The organism is Pseudoflavonifractor sp. SW1122, from assembly GCF_012027765.1.
GTDB classification, from domain to species: Bacteria; Bacillota; Clostridia; order Oscillospirales; family Oscillospiraceae; genus Enterenecus; species Enterenecus faecium.
In genome coordinates, this window is record NZ_SJOS01000058.1 from 1 (window position 1) to 15,573 (window position 15,573).

The 15,573-nt window shown below is 58.7% G+C and carries 15 protein-coding genes and 1 pseudogene; 11 read left to right on the top strand and 5 right to left on the bottom strand.

Annotated elements, in window-relative coordinates; all coding sequences use genetic code 11:
* From E0L15_RS10760 to rpmH, 5 genes are all read right to left on the bottom strand, one after another.
* The coding region (locus E0L15_RS10760; RefSeq protein ID WP_347565999.1) for a Jag N-terminal domain-containing protein at window positions 1-188 on the bottom strand (188 nt) is incomplete at its 3' end.
* Window positions 189-205: 17 nt separating this feature from the next.
* Window positions 206-1,501 carry a YidC/Oxa1 family membrane protein insertase gene (locus E0L15_RS10765; protein WP_168125594.1) on the bottom strand — a complete coding sequence of 432 codons (1,296 nt, stop codon included), beginning with the start codon at window positions 1,499-1,501 and terminating at the stop codon, window positions 206-208.
* A 3-nt stretch (window positions 1,502-1,504) separates the two neighbouring features.
* Complete coding sequence (yidD, locus tag E0L15_RS10770) at window positions 1,505-1,750, bottom strand: membrane protein insertion efficiency factor YidD (RefSeq protein ID WP_087234141.1); 246 nt, start codon at window positions 1,748-1,750, stop codon at window positions 1,505-1,507.
* Between the two features lie 4 nt (window positions 1,751-1,754).
* The gene (rnpA, locus tag E0L15_RS10775) at window positions 1,755-2,093 is read right to left on the bottom strand and encodes a ribonuclease P protein component (RefSeq protein WP_087371117.1); all 339 of its coding nucleotides are present in this window, start codon (window positions 2,091-2,093) and stop codon (window positions 1,755-1,757) included.
* Window positions 2,094-2,281: 188 nt separating this feature from the next.
* Window positions 2,282-2,416: a 50S ribosomal protein L34 gene (gene rpmH, locus E0L15_RS10780; RefSeq protein ID WP_087234145.1), complete on the bottom strand. Its 135-nt coding sequence runs from the start codon at window positions 2,414-2,416 to the stop codon at window positions 2,282-2,284.
* Window positions 2,417-2,990: 574 nt separating this feature from the next.
* On the opposite strand from rpmH, the gene dnaA reads away from it, so the two are divergent.
* The 11 genes and pseudogenes from dnaA to E0L15_RS10835 all read left to right on the top strand — a co-directional run bounded on the left by dnaA (window position 2,991) and on the right by E0L15_RS10835 (window position 15,563).
* Window positions 2,991-4,307 carry a chromosomal replication initiator protein DnaA gene (dnaA, locus tag E0L15_RS10785; protein ID WP_168125595.1) on the top strand — a complete coding sequence of 439 codons (1,317 nt, stop codon included), beginning with the start codon at window positions 2,991-2,993 and terminating at the stop codon, window positions 4,305-4,307.
* Window positions 4,308-4,744: 437 nt separating this feature from the next.
* Window positions 4,745-5,863 (top strand): DNA polymerase III subunit beta, encoded by a 1,119-nt coding sequence (gene dnaN, locus E0L15_RS10790; protein WP_087234167.1) that lies wholly within the window; start codon window positions 4,745-4,747, stop codon window positions 5,861-5,863.
* Window positions 5,864-6,163: 300 nt separating this feature from the next.
* Window positions 6,164-6,379, top strand: coding sequence for an RNA-binding S4 domain-containing protein (locus E0L15_RS10795; RefSeq protein WP_087234149.1), 216 nt, complete (start codon window positions 6,164-6,166; stop codon window positions 6,377-6,379).
* Window positions 6,376-7,485, top strand: coding sequence for a DNA replication/repair protein RecF (gene recF, locus E0L15_RS10800; RefSeq protein ID WP_168125596.1), 1,110 nt, complete (start codon window positions 6,376-6,378; stop codon window positions 7,483-7,485). Before E0L15_RS10795 ends, recF begins: the two co-directional genes overlap by 4 nt.
* Before the next feature lie 5 nt (window positions 7,486-7,490).
* Complete coding sequence (locus tag E0L15_RS10805) at window positions 7,491-7,772, top strand: extracellular matrix/biofilm biosynthesis regulator RemA family protein (protein WP_168125597.1); 282 nt, start codon at window positions 7,491-7,493, stop codon at window positions 7,770-7,772.
* A gap of 202 nt (window positions 7,773-7,974) precedes the next feature.
* A complete protein-coding gene (gene gyrB, locus E0L15_RS10810) occupies window positions 7,975-9,918 on the top strand; it encodes a DNA topoisomerase (ATP-hydrolyzing) subunit B (RefSeq protein WP_168125598.1) in 1,944 nt (647 codons plus the stop codon).
* 13 nt (window positions 9,919-9,931) lie between these two features.
* The gene (gene gyrA / locus E0L15_RS10815) at window positions 9,932-12,469 is read left to right on the top strand and encodes a DNA gyrase subunit A (protein ID WP_206020626.1); all 2,538 of its coding nucleotides are present in this window, start codon (window positions 9,932-9,934) and stop codon (window positions 12,467-12,469) included.
* A gap of 307 nt (window positions 12,470-12,776) precedes the next feature.
* Window positions 12,777-13,220 carry a ribonuclease HI gene (gene rnhA / locus E0L15_RS10820; protein ID WP_168125599.1) on the top strand — a complete coding sequence of 148 codons (444 nt, stop codon included), beginning with the start codon at window positions 12,777-12,779 and terminating at the stop codon, window positions 13,218-13,220.
* A gap of 128 nt (window positions 13,221-13,348) precedes the next feature.
* Window positions 13,349-13,833 (top strand): annotated as a pseudogene (locus E0L15_RS10825) (pyroglutamyl-peptidase I).
* A gap of 138 nt (window positions 13,834-13,971) precedes the next feature.
* On the top strand, window positions 13,972-14,850 hold the full coding sequence (locus E0L15_RS10830; protein ID WP_168125600.1) for an Abi family protein: 879 nt from the start codon (window positions 13,972-13,974) through the stop codon (window positions 14,848-14,850).
* A 251-nt stretch (window positions 14,851-15,101) separates the two neighbouring features.
* Window positions 15,102-15,563: a hypothetical protein gene (locus E0L15_RS10835; protein ID WP_168125601.1), complete on the top strand. Its 462-nt coding sequence runs from the start codon at window positions 15,102-15,104 to the stop codon at window positions 15,561-15,563.
* Window positions 15,564-15,573: the final 10 nt, after the last annotated feature.

Here is a 15,573-nt window from a genome sequence, read left to right on the forward strand (position 1 = left end):
GGGGCCTCATCGGGGGCCTCGTAGGTGAGCTTTACCTTGGCGGGCACAGAACCGATGCCCAAAAAGCCGGTCTTGCCTCGCTCCAAAATCTCCAGAGACACATCGTCCCGGTCCAGACCCAGCTGGGCCAGACCCTTGGCAATGGCCTCGTCCTCATTCTTGCCGGTTACTTCAATAAACTTCAGCACGATGGTGCACTCCTTCCTTAGCCCTTGGGGTCTTGCTCTTCGCTCTCGGGGGCGTAGGCCTCCTCATACTCCCCATCCTGGTCCAGGTCCTGGTCGGCCTCCACGGCCTCGGGCACCACGGGGGGAATCACCGGGGTGGTGGTGTCCTTCTTCTCCACCACAGGCTCGGTCTCCTCCGGCTCCACATCCTCTTCCACCGTGTGGCGGACGGGGTTGGGGTCCACATAAGGGGTGATGGGGTAGCGGTTGGGGTCGTAGGCACGGCCACGGGCATAGGTACGCATACCCTCCCGGCTGGCGGTGACGTCCACGCCCTTGCTCTTCTTCTCCTTGACCTTCTTGCCCTTGTTGGCAGCCAGAGCCTCCGCCTTGCGCTGGGCGGCCTGGCGGCGGCGCTCCTTCTCGGCCTCCTTGGCACGGGCGGCCTGCTGGGCGATCTGGCGCTGGGCGGCCTCATAGTCCTTCTTGAGGATCTTGCCGCAGATGACTTCCTGCACCATCATGAACAGGGAGTTGGCAATCCAGTACACACACAAGCCGGCGGGCATGGCAAAGCCGATCCACAGAGAGATCAGGGGGCTCATGATCATCATGGAGTTCATGCCGGCGGGCTTCTGGTCTGCGTTCATCTGGTTGGTGCGCTGGGACACGATCATGGACAGCAGGGACAGGCAGGCGGAGATGACGGGCAGCAGGAACAGGCCCACAGAGTTGGGGGTAATGCCGCCGTCCCAGAACTTCCAGTTGGGGATCTGGGACAGGTCCAGGCCCAGGAAGTTAAAGTTGATGACAAAGATGGTGCCAGTTGACACACCAGCCGCAGTCGTTGCGGCTGATACCGCTTGGTCGCTATTGATCAGGGAAGCCAGGGTCAGCTCGCCGTAACCGGAGCCAGCCTGGAAGCCAGCCAGGCCCAGGGCGTTGGCCACAGCGGTGGTGCCTGCATCGCTCAGACCCATCAAATACTTGAGGGGTCGGCGGATGATGGCATACAGAGGCATCAGGATGGCCAGAGGGATGAGGGACCAACCGCAGCCGCCCATGGGGCTGACCTGGTTGTCCGCATAGAGCTTGTTGACCTCCTGACTATAACGCTCCCGGTCGCTGCCGCAGCGCTGCTGAATCTCTTTGACCTGGCTGTTGAGCAGATTCATCTTGATCATGCTCTTCTTGCCCTTCAGAGACAGGGGGAAGAGGATGACTTTCACCACCAGGGTAAAGACGATCAGGGCAACGCCGTAGCTATTAAAGACCCGACAGAAGGTCTCCAGCAGCCAGCTAAAGGGCGTCATGAGGATTTGCCAGATATCCATGTGTTACCTCCTGGATAATCGAGTTTTTTTCGGTGGTACGGGGTCGTAGATGAAGCCTTTTTCCTTGTGAAATGGATGGCAGCGCAGCACCCGCCACGCCGCCAACAGTCCACCCTTGAGCGCCCCGTGGACCTCAATGGCCTGAAGGGCATAGGTGGAGCAGGTGGGAATAAAGCGGCAGCTGGGAGGCCGGGTGGGGGAGATGTTCTTGCGGTAATACCGCACCAGAAACAGCAAAATCTGTTTCATTCTCTCACTTCTCCACCAGATTCAGCTTGCGGCACAGCCGCACAAAGGACTCCTCCAGCTGTCGGTAGTACGAGGAACCGGCCCGCACCCGGGCCACCACCACCAGGTCCACCCCCCGCACCAGCTGGTGCTCATGCAGGCGGTAAATCTCCCGCAGGCGGCGGCGCAGCCGATTGCGCACCACAGCATGTCCCACCTTGGTGGACACGGTGAGGCCCAGCCGATTGCCGGGCCGTCCGTTGCGCCGCACGTAGATGGCCAAACGGCTGTCTGCGGCGGTGTTGCCCTTGCGGTAGAGACGGCGGAAGATGTGGTTTTCCTTTAACGATACCGTGTATTTCACAAAAAAACTCCCTTCATCAGGGTTGGAACATCGGAATGATGAAAAAGTAAATTCTAAGGCACCCATAGGAGACATTTCCATCCATCCCAGAGGCATGAGGAAGGTCTCCATATGAATGTAGGGGCGAGGGATTACTCCCGCGCCCCTGCTTTATTCACATATATCCGATGTTGCCGCTGTTGCCACCATCAGTGGGTGAGACGGACGCGGCCCTTGGCACGACGGCGAGCCAGAACCTTGCGGCCGTTGGCAGTGGCCATGCGCTTACGGAAACCATGGACCTTGGAGCGATGACGCTTCTTGGGCTGATAGGTACGAACCATGCGGAAACACCTCCTGTACAGATTGGCAAAGCACAAAGCCCTTACGGGGGCTGTGCCGCCCTCCACAACATCCCGTGTGGGATGCGGTCGGTAAAATCAATGCGCTCAATAGCGCACACGAAATTATACCCAAATCTACCCCTTCTGTCAAGAAAAATTCCAATCTTTTTTCGCAAGAATTGGGTAACACAAGATGTTGTGTTGGTATTTTTTCCTTTTAACAACACCATCCGTTTTTCCGCAATTTGTGGAGAAAGTGTGGAAATTTTTCTGCTACAATATAAATATAGAATTGCCCTTTGGCGTTTTTTTTGATATAATGCTTGTTACCAATCCACAATGCTCATGCTCTCCTGCTTCCCCGGTGATACCCACCGGGGCTTTGGCGCTTGCCTCCAAAGTCCCGGCCCACGACCAGGGGAACGGTTTTTTGCGCCTTTGGGGCAATCTGTGTATGAGATGTGTGCCGCTACACCCACCGGAAGCTCTGGTTTCCCATTTAGCGGCCTGTTTTTCCGCACCCCTGGGCGGAAGGCTGAAATACTCTCTTGTTTTGTTTGAGGAGGCTCATGCCATGAAGTCAGCTGCTGACGTATGGGAAAAAGTAAAGACTTTGATGGAGAAGGACATGACCGCCGTGTCCATCGAAACCTGGTTTGGCGACGTGGAGGCGGTGGCTCTGGATGAGAGCGGCCTCATTCTCTGCGTCCCCACCGAATTTAAGCGCAACATCATCCGCACCCGGTTTTTGACCGCGGTGGAAAACGGACTTCGGGAGCTGTTCTCCTTTGACGTGGCGGTGACCCTGATGCTCCCCCAGGAGCGGGACCAGTACCGCAAGGCCGGACCCACCCAGCCCGGGGACCCCGCCTTCCAGGAGTACACCTTCGACCGATTTGTGGTGGGCTCCACCAACAAATTCGCCTTCACCGCCGCTGTGAAGGTGGCCAACGAGCCGGGCGGGGCCTACAACCCCCTGTTCATCTACGGCCAGTCGGGGCTGGGCAAGACCCACTTGCTCCACGCCATTGCCAACCGGGTGCGGGAAAACCACCCCAACTACCGGATCATGTACATCAAAAGCGAGGACTTCGTCAACGAGCTCATCTCGAATTTGCGCCACGGCAACGACATGCAGGGCTTCCGGGACAAGTATCGGACGGTGGACCTGTTTTTGATGGACGACGTGCAGTTCATCGCCGGCAAGGACTCCAGCGAGGAGGAGCTGTTCCACACCTTTAATACCCTGTATGAGCAGAAAAAACAGATCGTCTTCACCTCCGACCGCCCGCCCCAGGAGATGCTGCGCTTAGAGCAGCGTCTGAAGACCCGATTTGAGCAGGGCCTCCCCGCGGACATTCAGCCCCCGGACTACGAGACCCGTATGGCCATTCTGAAAAACAAGTCTCTGGAGCGGGGCATTGTACTCCCCGACCCGGTGCTGTCCTACGTGGCGGAAAACATCACCTCCAACGTGCGGCAAATTGAGGGCGTGGTCAACAAGATCATGGCCTTCCAGGAGCTGATGGGCGCCCAGGTGGATGTGGAGAACACCATCCGGGCGGTGCGGGACATTCTCCGAGCCAAAGAGGACTTTTTGCCCTCGGCGGAGACCATCATCCAGGAGGTGGCCCGGTTCTACGAGCTGGACAGCGACGCCCTGCGGGGCCAGAGCCAGAACAAGGAGATCACCACCGCCCGTAACGTGGCCATGTATATTATTCGTGAGATGACCCAGCTGTCTCTGGCGGAGATCGGCCAGCAGTTCGGCGGCCGTCACCACTCCACCGTCCTCAACTCCATCAACCGGGTGGAGAAGATGATGAAAGAGCAGCCTGAGCTCACCGAGATCATCCGGGACATCACCAACGCCGTCAATTCGGCCTGGTAAATGGGAAAAAAAGCCCTCGGCAGAGTGTTTCCGCCCGCAGGCGGGAACATAAATTGAAATCTCGTAGTTTCCCAGGACATGTGCATGGGAACATACACCGCTCAGACCGCAAGCGTGCCAGCGTAGGCGAGTACGACGGAAGCGGTCTGCAACCCCCTCCATGACATGCGTGCATGGCATGGCCTTCAGCTTCCACAACTTCAACCGAGTTTTCCACAATCTTGCGGACTGTGGTGTGGAAGGCTGTGGAGGTCCCCTATGCCCCATGGTCCCCTATGGAGGCTGTGGAAGCTGTGTGGAAGTTTTCAAAACCCGGAAACCCTTGGGGCCGTAAGCGTTGTGGAAATCTCCACAGCTTCCGCACCCCCTACTGCCTACTACGATTTTTTTAAACCTTTCCTCTCTTTTTGGCGGGGAAACGAGAAAGGATGCACACCATGAAATTTTCCTGTGAAAAAGCCATTTTACAGTCAGCAGTATTGATCGCAGGGCGAGTGGTCGCCACCAAAAGCACCATTTCTGCTCTGGAAGGCATCTTAGTGGAGGCCTCCACCGAAGGTCTGCGCCTGTCTGGATACAATTTGGAAACCGGCATCATCACCCGGGTGGACGCCCAGGTCACCCAGCCCGGTTCTCTGATTTTGTCGGCAAGACTGTTTGGTGAGATCATCCGAAAGCTGCCCGACGACATGATCACCGTGTCCACCGAGGGAAATTCCGTCCACATTGCCTGTGGACCCACCTCGTTTGACATCATGGGCAGCCCCGCCGACGAATTTCCCGAGCTGCCCGCCGTGGACGACGGCAGTTCCGTCACCCTGACCCAGTCCGCCCTCCGGTCCATGCTCTCCCAGGTGCTCTTTGCCGTGAGCACCAACGAGTCCCGGCCCGTCCACACCGGCGCCCTCTTTGAAGTGGAGGACACCACCCTGACCCTGGTGGCGGTGGACGGCTACCGCCTGGCCCTGAGAAGAGAAACTTTTATCCGCAAATTTGGCATGAATACCTTCTCTTTTGTGGTTCCTGGTAACGCTTTGACCGAAGTGGAGCGCATCTGCGCCGACTGCGACGACGAGGTGATCGTCACTCTGGGTGACCGCCACGTCACCTTCCAGGTGGGTCAGACCCTGCTGGTGTCCCGGCGTCTGGAGGGCGAATTCCTCAATTATCGCCAGACCATCCCCCAAAATAACCCCATTTCCCTGTATGTGGACACCTCTATGCTGCAATTGTCCATTGACCGCGCCTCTCTCATTATCAATGATAAGCTGAAGAGCCCCCTGCGGTGCAAATTTGAGGACGGCTCTCTGGCTATTTCTTCCAGAACCGCCATCGGCTCCGCCTTTGACCGCTGCCCCATCGCCGGAGACGGCCAGGGGCTGGAGATCGGCTTCAACAACCGGTATTTAATGGAAGCGGTGAAGGCCGCCCCCGCCCAGGAGGTGCGCATGGAGCTGGGTACCCCCACCTCCCCCTGCCTGCTGCTGCCCAAGGATGGGGAGCCTGATAACTTCCTGTATATGATTCTGCCGGTGCGGCTGAAAGCAGGGGAATAAATATACACCATGGGTGTATATTTAATGAAGAGTGAAGAGTGAAAAATGAAGAATGCAGGCCCTAAACCTTGCAGCGTTTCTTGCAATGCGGTGGGTAGGGGAGGGGCTTGCCCCTCCCAAATCTCCCAGGGCAAGGCCAGGGCACCAGCGGGCCGGGCAAGCCCGGCCCCTGCCCCCGGTTGAGATAGCTGCATTCGAACATGAAATCTGTGCCGCCTTGCGGCACACCACAATTATTCATTATTCGTTATTCATTATTCATTTTCTGCGGTCCATTTGGCGTTTTTAAGGAGAAGCTATATGAAAAAGGATAATATTACGATCACCACCGAGTTCATCAAGCTGGACTCTCTTTTGAAGTTTGCCAACGCCGTGGCCACCGGCGGTGAGGCCAAGCAGATCGTCCAGGACGGTCTGGTGAAGGTCAACGGCGAGACCTGCACCATGCGGGGCAAGAAAATCCGCCCCGGCGACGTGGTGGAGGTGGATGGGCAGCTGGAGCTGACGGTGGAATGACCGTCCAGCGGCTCACCTTAGAGCACTTCCGCAACTACACCCACCTGGAGGCAGACTTCCACGGGGGGGTCAACGTCATCGTGGGGGAGAACGCCCAGGGCAAGACCAATTTGTTGGAGGCCATCGGCTATCTCTCCTCCGGCGGGTCCCACCGGGCGAGAAATCACCGGGAGCTGGTGCAGTTTGGCTGCGACCGGGCCCGGGTGACGGGGAAGCTCTGGAACGGCCAGCGGGAGCTGGTGCTGGACGCCCAGCTGCCCGTGGGGGCCCGGCGGAAGTTTACCTGCAACGGGGTGGGGCTCAAGACCCTGGGGGAGCTGTCGGGGCTGCTGCCCTCGGTGCTCTTTTGCCCGGAGGACCTGCACCTCATCCGGGAGGGGGCCGGGGTGCGGCGTCGGTTTTTAAACGACTGCATCTGTCAGCTGCGCCCCCGGTATGCCATGGCCCTGTCCAACTATCGGCGGCTGTGGGAGCACAAGACCCGGATTTTACGGGACTGCGGGGAGAAGCCCTCGCTGATGTACGCCCTGGACGCCTTTTCCCAGCAGATGGCGGAGTATGGGGCCATTCTCATCCACTACCGGGCTCATTTTGTCAAGAGGCTCCAGGAGACTGCCCCTGCCATCCACGCCGACTGTTCCGGGGGCGGGGAGGTGCTGGACCTTTCTTACCACACCGTGTCCACCGTCACCGACCCCTTAGCCGCCCCAAAAGTGATTTTGGAGCAGCTGCTGGACCACATGGAGCGCCACAAACAGGCGGAGATTCACAGCCGCAGCTGTCTGTCCGGGCCCCACAAGGACGACCTGGTGCTGGACATCAACGGCCAGTCCGCCAAGGGCTTTGCCTCCCAGGGGCAGACCCGTACCGCCGCCCTGGCCTTGAAGCTGGCGGCCCGGGACATCATGTTCCAGGACACCGGGCAATGGCCGGTGCTGCTGCTGGACGACGTGCTCTCGGAGCTGGACCGGCGGCGGCAGGAGTTTGTCCTCAACCGCATCCCCACGGGGCAGGTGTTTATCACCTGCTGTGAGGTGGAGAAGGAGGAGCTTTTGGAGCAGGGCAAGGTGTTTCACATCTGCCAAGGGGCATTACAGGAGGAGTAAGGGCTGTGTATCTGTATATGGGACAACAAGTCATGGTGCCCGAGGAGGACCTGGTGGGCATCTTCGACTTGGACAACACCACCTGGTCCCACCGCACCCGGGCCTTTTTGGACCGGGCTGAGGAGGAGGGACGGGTGATCTCTGTGGGGGAAGACCTGCCTCGCTCCTTCATCCTGTGTGAGACGGAGGAGGGGGAGGAAGTGGTGTTTCTCTCCCAGTTGAGCGCTGCCACGCTGGCGAAACGGGCCAATATGGGCCCGTGGGCCGTGAAGCCCAGTGAAGAGTGAATAGTGAAGAGTGAATAAGTAAGGTGTGCCGCTGAAGCGGCACGGATTTTGAATAAAGTCCTGGGCGGAGGATCTGCGTAGGGGAGGGGCTTGCCCCTCCCGCAGGAAACAGGGCCATGCCAGGGACACTTTGGGCGGGGCAAGCCCCGCCCCTACAACGGAAGTTTACCTTTGAACCAACGTTTTTCGGGAGGAACTAGCAATGTCAGAACATATGGAACACAGCCCCACCGCCGTGGAGCACGAATACGGCGCGTCCGAGATTCAGGTCCTGGAGGGGCTGGAGGCGGTCCGCAAGCGCCCGGGCATGTACATCGGCTCCACCTCGTCCTCCGGTCTCCACCACCTGGTGTATGAGATCGTGGACAACGCCATCGACGAGGCCCTGGCCGGGTACTGCGATACCATCACCGTGGAGATTCTGGACGGCGACGTCATCCGGGTCACCGACAACGGCCGCGGCATCCCCGTGGACATCCAGCCCCAGACCGGGCGGCCCGCCCTGGAGGTGGTGTACACCGTCCTCCACGCCGGCGGCAAGTTCGGCGGCGGCGGCTACAAGGTCTCCGGCGGCCTCCACGGCGTGGGCGCCAGCGTGGTAAACGCCCTGTCCCAGTGGCTGGAGGTGCGGGTGCACAAGAACGGGAACATCTACGAGATGAAGTTCTCCCGGGGCAACATCACCCAGGAAATGACCATCATCGGCACCACCGACCACACCGGCACCGAGGTGGTGTTTAAGCCCGACCCGGAGATGTTCGAGGACACCGTGTACGACTACGAGATCCTCCACAAGCGCATGCGGGAGCAGGCCTTCTTGAATGCCGGCATCCACATCCTCATGGCCGACCGCAGAAGCGGCCAGGAGCAAGAGGAGTCCATGTGCTACCAGGGCGGCATCCGGGAGTTTGTCACCTTCATCAACAAGAACAAGACCGCCCTGCATGAAGAGGTCATCTACATGTCGGGCACCAAGGACGACTCCATGGCGGAGATCGCCCTGCAATACAACGACAGCTACAACGAGATCATCGTCTCCTTTGCCAACAACGTGCACACCCCCGAGGGCGGCATGCACGAGGAGGGCTTTAAGCGGGCCCTCACCAACGTGCTCAACGCCTACGGCAAGAAGGCGGGCCTTTTGAAGGGAGACGACAAGGTCTCCGGCGAGGACTGCCGGGAGGGCCTGACCTGCGTCATTTCCGTCAAGCTCACCGAGGCCCAGTTCGAGGGCCAGACCAAGGCCAAGCTGGGCAACAGCGAAATCCGCACCCTGGTCAACGCCGTGGTGTCCGACAAGCTGGAGCAGTTTTTGGAGGAGAACCCCGTGGTGGGCCGCACCATCCTGGAAAAGGCCATGATGGCCAACCGGGCCCGGGAAGCCGCCCGCCGCGCCCGGGAAAACATCCGCCGCAAGAACGCCCTGGAGGGTGCCACCCTCCCCGGCAAGCTGGCCGACTGCTACGAGCGGGACCCCGCTTTGACCGAAATCTACATCGTGGAGGGTGACTCCGCTGGCGGCTCTGCCAAGCAGGGCCGAGACTCCCGCTTCCAGGCCATTCTCCCCCTATGGGGCAAGATGCTCAACGTGGAGAAGGCCCGGGCGGACAAGGTGTACGGCAACGACAAGCTCACCCCCGTCATCACCGCCCTGGGCGCCGGTCTGGGGGACGAGTTCGACGAGGAGAAGCTGCGCTACCACAAGGTGGTCATCATGGCCGATGCCGACGTGGACGGCGCCCACATCCGTACCCTGCTTTTGACCTTCTTCTTCCGCTTCATGCGCCCCCTCATTGACCGGGGCTATGTGTACGCCGCCGTGCCCCCCCTGTACAAGCTCACCCGGGGCAAGGTGACCCGGGTGGCCTTCACCGATCAGGAGCGGGACAAGATCTCCGCCGAGATGCGTGGGGACAACCCCAACGCCAAGGTGGACATCAGCCGCTTCAAGGGCTTGGGCGAGATGGACCCCCACGAGCTGTGGGAGACCACCATGAACCCGGAGACCCGCACCCTCAAGCGCATCACCCTGGAGGACGCCGTGCGGGCCGACGAGATCTTCACCCTGCTCATGGGCGAGAAAGTGGAGCCCCGTCGGGAATACATTGAGCGCAACGCCGACAAGGCCATGAACCTGGACTATTGAGGAGATTGCATCCATGGCAAACAAAGAAGATTACCAGAGTCGGGACATTACCTTTCCCGACCAGAAAATTGTAGAGATCAATTTGGAACACGAGATGGAAAATGCGTACATCGAGTACGCCATGTCCGTCATCGTGGGCCGTGCCCTGCCCGACGTGCGGGACGGCCTGAAGCCGGTGCACCGCCGCATCCTCTACTCCATGTACGAGAGCGGCCTGACCAGCGACAAGCCCTTTAAGAAGTCCGCCACCTGCGTGGGCGACGTGCTGGGTAAGTATCACCCCCACGGCGACGCCTCCGTGTACGACGCCATGGTGCGTCTGGCCCAGGACTTCTCCATGCGCTATCCCCTGGTGGACGGCCACGGCAACTTCGGTTCCGTGGACGGCGACCCCCCGGCCGCCTACCGTTACACCGAGGCCCGCATGTCCAAGATGTGCAACGAGATGCTGCGGGACATCGACAAGGACACCGTGGACTGGGACCCCAACTTCGACGAGTCCCTGAAAGAGCCCCGGGTGCTCCCCTCCCGGTTCCCCAACCTGCTGGTCAACGGCTCTTCCGGCATCGCCGTGGGCATGACCACCAACATCCCGCCCCACAATCTGCGGGAGGTCATTGACGCCACCATCTGCGTGCTGGACAACGAGCACGCCACCCTGGACGACCTGATGGAGCACATCAAGGGCCCCGACTTCCCCACCCGGGGTGTCATCATGGGACGGGCTGGCATCCGGGCCGCCTACGCCACCGGCAAGGGCCACATCAAGGTGCGGGCCCGCACCGAGATGGAGGAGTTCGGCAACGGCCGCACCCGCATCATCGTCACCGAGCTGCCCTACCAGGTCAACAAGTCCCGCCTGGTGGAGAACATTGCCGATCAGGTGAAGGACAAGCGTCTGGAGGGCATCTCCGGGCTGCGGGACGAGTCCGACGGCAAGAAGGGCATGCGCATTGTCATCGAGCTGAAAAAGGACGCCAATCCCCAGGTCACCCTGAACCGGCTGTTTGCCCAGACCCAGATGCAGACCACCTTCGGCGTCATTCTGCTGGCTCTGGTGAACAACCAGAAGCAGCCCAAAATTCTCACCCTGCGCCAGATTCTGGACGAGTACATCGCCTTCCAGGAGGAAGTGCTCACCCGGCGCACCCAGTACGACCTGAAAAAGGCCCAGGAGCGGGCCCACCTGCTGCGCGGTCTGCTCATCGCCCAGGACAACATTGACGAGGTCATCCGTATCATCCGCTCCAGCTACGACGACGCCAAGGAGAAGCTGATGGAGCGCTTCGGGCTGGACGACGTCCAGGCCCAGGCCATTCTGGACATGCGCCTGAAGGCGTTGCAGGGTCTGGACCGGGAGAAGCTGCAAGCCGAGTTCGACGAACTCCAGGCCCGCATCGCCTACTACAACCAGCTGCTCTCTGACGAGACCATGCTGCGGGGCGTGCTGAAAGAGGAGCTCATCCAGATCCGGGACAAGTACGGCGACGAGCGCCGCACCGAGATCGGCTTTGCCGAGGACGATTTGGACATTGAGGACCTGATTGTGGAGGAGCAGTGCGTGTTCACCATGACCGCCAACGGCTACATCAAGCGCACCTCCGCCAGCGAGTACGCCGCCCAGGGCAAGGGCGGCATGGGCAAGAAGGGCATGGCCACCCGGGAGGAGGACTACGTGAACACCGTGTTCACCGCCTCCACCCACGACTGGATTCTCTTCTTCACCGACAAGGGCCGGGTGTTCCGCAAGAAGGGCTATCAGATTGCCGAGGCGGGCCGCACTGCCCGGGGCACCAACATTGTCAACGTCCTCCAGGTGGACGGGGACGAGCGGGTCACCGAGATGATTCACACCCGGGACCTCACCGCTCAGGACCGCTATCTGGTGATGATGACCCGCAACGGCACCGTCAAGCGCATTGCCATGGACGCCCTGCGCAACCTGCGCAACAACGGCCTGAGGGTCATCACCCTGGAGGACGGGGACGAGCTCATCACCGTGCGGGAGACCGACGGCACGAGAAACATCCTCATCGCCACCCATGACGGACAGGCCATCTGCTTTGCCGAGACCGACGTCCGGGTCATGGGCCGCACCGCCGTGGGCGTGCGGGGCATCCGCCTGAAGGAAGGGGACTACGTGGTGGGCGCTGCCCGGGCCACCCCCGGCAAGGCGGTTCTGTCCATCACCCAGAACGGCTACGGCAAGCGCACCGCCGTGGAGGAGTACCGACACACCCGCCGCGGCGGTCTGGGCATCCGCAACTACATGGTGACGGATAAGACCGGACCCGTGGTGGGCATCAAGGTGGTGGACGGCAGCGAGGACATCATCGTGGTCACCCAGTCCGGCACCCTCATCCGCACCGACGTGGACGGCATCCGTCTGGCGGGCCGCTCCACCCAGGGCGTCATCGTCATGCGCTTCAAGGAGGAGGGGGACCAGGTCATCGCCCTGGCTCTGGCCGACAAGGCCCCCGAGGAGGCCGCTGACACCGACACTTCAACAGATGTGGAAAACTCTGTGGAAGCTGTGGAAGTCCAAGAATAACAAATTTTTACAAACAGAAAGAGCGCACAAACTGTGCGCTCTTTCTCACAAAAGACGGAAATTTTTAGATAAAAAGCCTCGCAGAGTTCCGTCACCCGCAGGTGACGGAATAAAATGAAATCATGTCATTTCCGGGGACATGCGCATCGGAAATGACACTTCTCATGACGGATGGGGTGACTTTTTCGTAAGAAATCGAACCACATCCGGCATGCAATCCTTTCGACAAAGAAGTATTTAGACTTCTTTGTCAATTTCAAAGAGCGCACAAACTGTGCGCGCTTTCTTCTAAATAAGGGAGTTTTATATGAAAACGGTCACTTTATATACGGATGGCGCTTGCTCGGGAAATCCCGGACCCGGCGGCTGGGGGTGCATTCTCATGTATGGGCCCCACAAAAAGGAGCTCAGCGGCGGGGAGCGCAGCACCACCAACAACCGCATGGAGCTCACCGGGGTCATCCGGGGGCTCCAGGCCCTCACCGAGCCCTGCATCGTGGAGCTGTACTCCGACTCCAAGTATGTCATCGACGCCCTGCAAAAGGGGTGGGCCCGGGGCTGGAAGGCCCGGGGCTGGGTGAAGGCGGACAAGAAACCTGCTTTGAATGCCGATTTGTGGGAGGTGCTGCTGGGGCTGTGCGACACCCACACCGTCAATCTCCACTGGGTGAAGGGCCACGCCTCCAACCCCTACAACAACCGCTGTGACGAGCTGGCGGTGGGGGAGTGGAAGCGGCTGAAGGGGGAATGAGCCATGAATATCCTTGTCACAGGCTTTGAGCCCTTCGGGGGCGAGTCCACCAACCCCTCTATGGAGCTTGTAAGGGCCCTGGACGCTCAAATTGGCGCTTCCCATATCCCCATACCGCCATCTTGCCTGTGACGGCCTCAGGAGGCTTACAGGCGGCTTTACGGGCTATTGAAAAAAATGGGCCTGATGCTGTGGTGTGCGTGGGTCAGGCGGGGGGCCGCTGCGCTGTCACCGTGGAGCGCTTAGCGGTGAATGTGGACGACTTCTCCATCCCGGACAATGGGGGATATCAGCCCCGGAATGTGCCCATTGTAGAGGGGGGACCGGACGCCTATCTGTCCACCCTTCCCATCCAGGAGATGGTGGAGGCTATGCGGCGTGCTGGGGTTCCTGCGGCCATCTCCAAAGCGCCGGGACCTATGTGTGCAACCACGTGATGTACGGAGTGGCCCACTACCTGGCCCAACACAGGCCCGCAGCCAGGAGCGGCTTTGTCCATATTCCGTATCTGCCCCAGCAGGTGTTGGACAAGCCGGATAAGCCCAGCATGGGGCTGGAGCTGGCCCTGCGGGGGCTGACGGCGGGCTTGGAAGTGCTGGCAGCATTCAAATAAGCAAAACAAGGCCCGGAGCCTTGACAGAATGAAAAAAAGGGACTAAAATATATGTAACATCTCCCCCAGGCCTCTGTAGAAGCCGATTTGGCTTCTGTATGCACACTTGGGGGCGTTCTGTTTATTGGGGGTATCTTCATGGCGACCAAAGAGTTTAAGACCATTGAAGAACAGATGGACTTGCTGGTGTCCCGGGGACTTTCCATCCCGGATCGTGGTAAGGCGGCGGAGTTTTTATATGAAAATAATTACTATCGTGTCAGTGGCTATTCCCTCACCTTGCGAAAACACGATCGGTTTTATCCTTCTGTGAGCGTTCAGAACATCATTGACATTTATGAGTTTGACTATCACTTCCGCCATATTCTTCTGAAATATTTGGACAACATAGAGGTGAGAGTGAAATCTATCTATGCATATGAGTTTACCAAGCGCTATCCACCCACAGGTTACCTGGATGCAGCTCTGTTTTCTGACCAGCACAAGCACAGTGCCATTTTGAGCAAGGCGGAGCAGTTGAAACAGAGGCGGCGGCTCCATGAGGCATATCTCAAGCATTTTTTAGATGATAGAAAAGAGAATATTCCTCTGTGGGCGTATGTGGATGTGCTGACCATATCGGATGTGTCCATGCTATACGCCATCTCTCCCGGTGATGTGAAAACAGCTGTGGCCCAGGCTGTGGGGTTGACAGCCAGCGGAGAGAAATTAATGGAGCATTTCATGCATCGGATGACCATTATTCGAAATCTATGCGCCCACAGTAGCAGATTGTATAACCGTTTGTTTGAACAGAAACCCAGGTTGAGCAAGAAGGAGCGGGGACAGCTGCGGAGGAAACCGGATGGCTCAGAAGACAACGAACATCTATATGGCTTCTTACTGATTATGAAGCGGCTGCTGAAACCGAATGATTTCTCCAAAATGAAACGAGAGATCATCCAGCTGGGAAAAACGTATCCGTTTGTACACATGAAGTATTATGGTTTTCCAGATGATTGGATGGAAACCCTATAACCAGCATATACTATGGAGACATCACCCACGAGCCACAAAAGGTGGCGCAATACTGTGGGTGGTCTGCTGGGTGCATGAAGATGTAACCCAGGCAAACAGGCCCGGAGCGTATGCTCCGGGCCTGTTGTGTGTCAGAACTCTCTTTTCTCATCATATCATGAATGGAGACACCGGGCCAGACTTTTTTTCTCCGATATTCCAGGGTAGAATGGTGATACAAAACTATATTAAAGGACGAGGAGGCGAGCATAATGAAGGAGAGTAAGAGAGGATATCAGGTGGTCATTGCCATTCTGGCCGTAGTGGCGGTGGCGCTGGCGGCGGGCAATGTGTATTTCCTCACCCGTCCAGATGAGCCGCCGGACTACCAGGTGGTCATTGGGGTGCCCAAGGGTGGCGATGCGGTGGATTTTACACAGTCTGAAATTCTGAACCACGACGAAACTCGGACGGTAATCTTCGGACTCATCGGCGCCCAGCATGTGACGGAGTCGGAACTGCCCACGGCAGACCCGGACGCAGTGATGCACATTTCTGTGCCTGAGGATGGTATCATCTACTATCACTCCAGCATTTGGCTGGAGGAGGATGGTGTGTGGCTGCGTTCAGGAGATCGCTTATTCCAGTATCTTCCCAACGACTATGGTGGGGAGGAGATGGCCCAGATTGTCCAGAAACAGCTGGACCTGGGAGCGAAATCCTTCATTGAGTAATGAAAGTAAG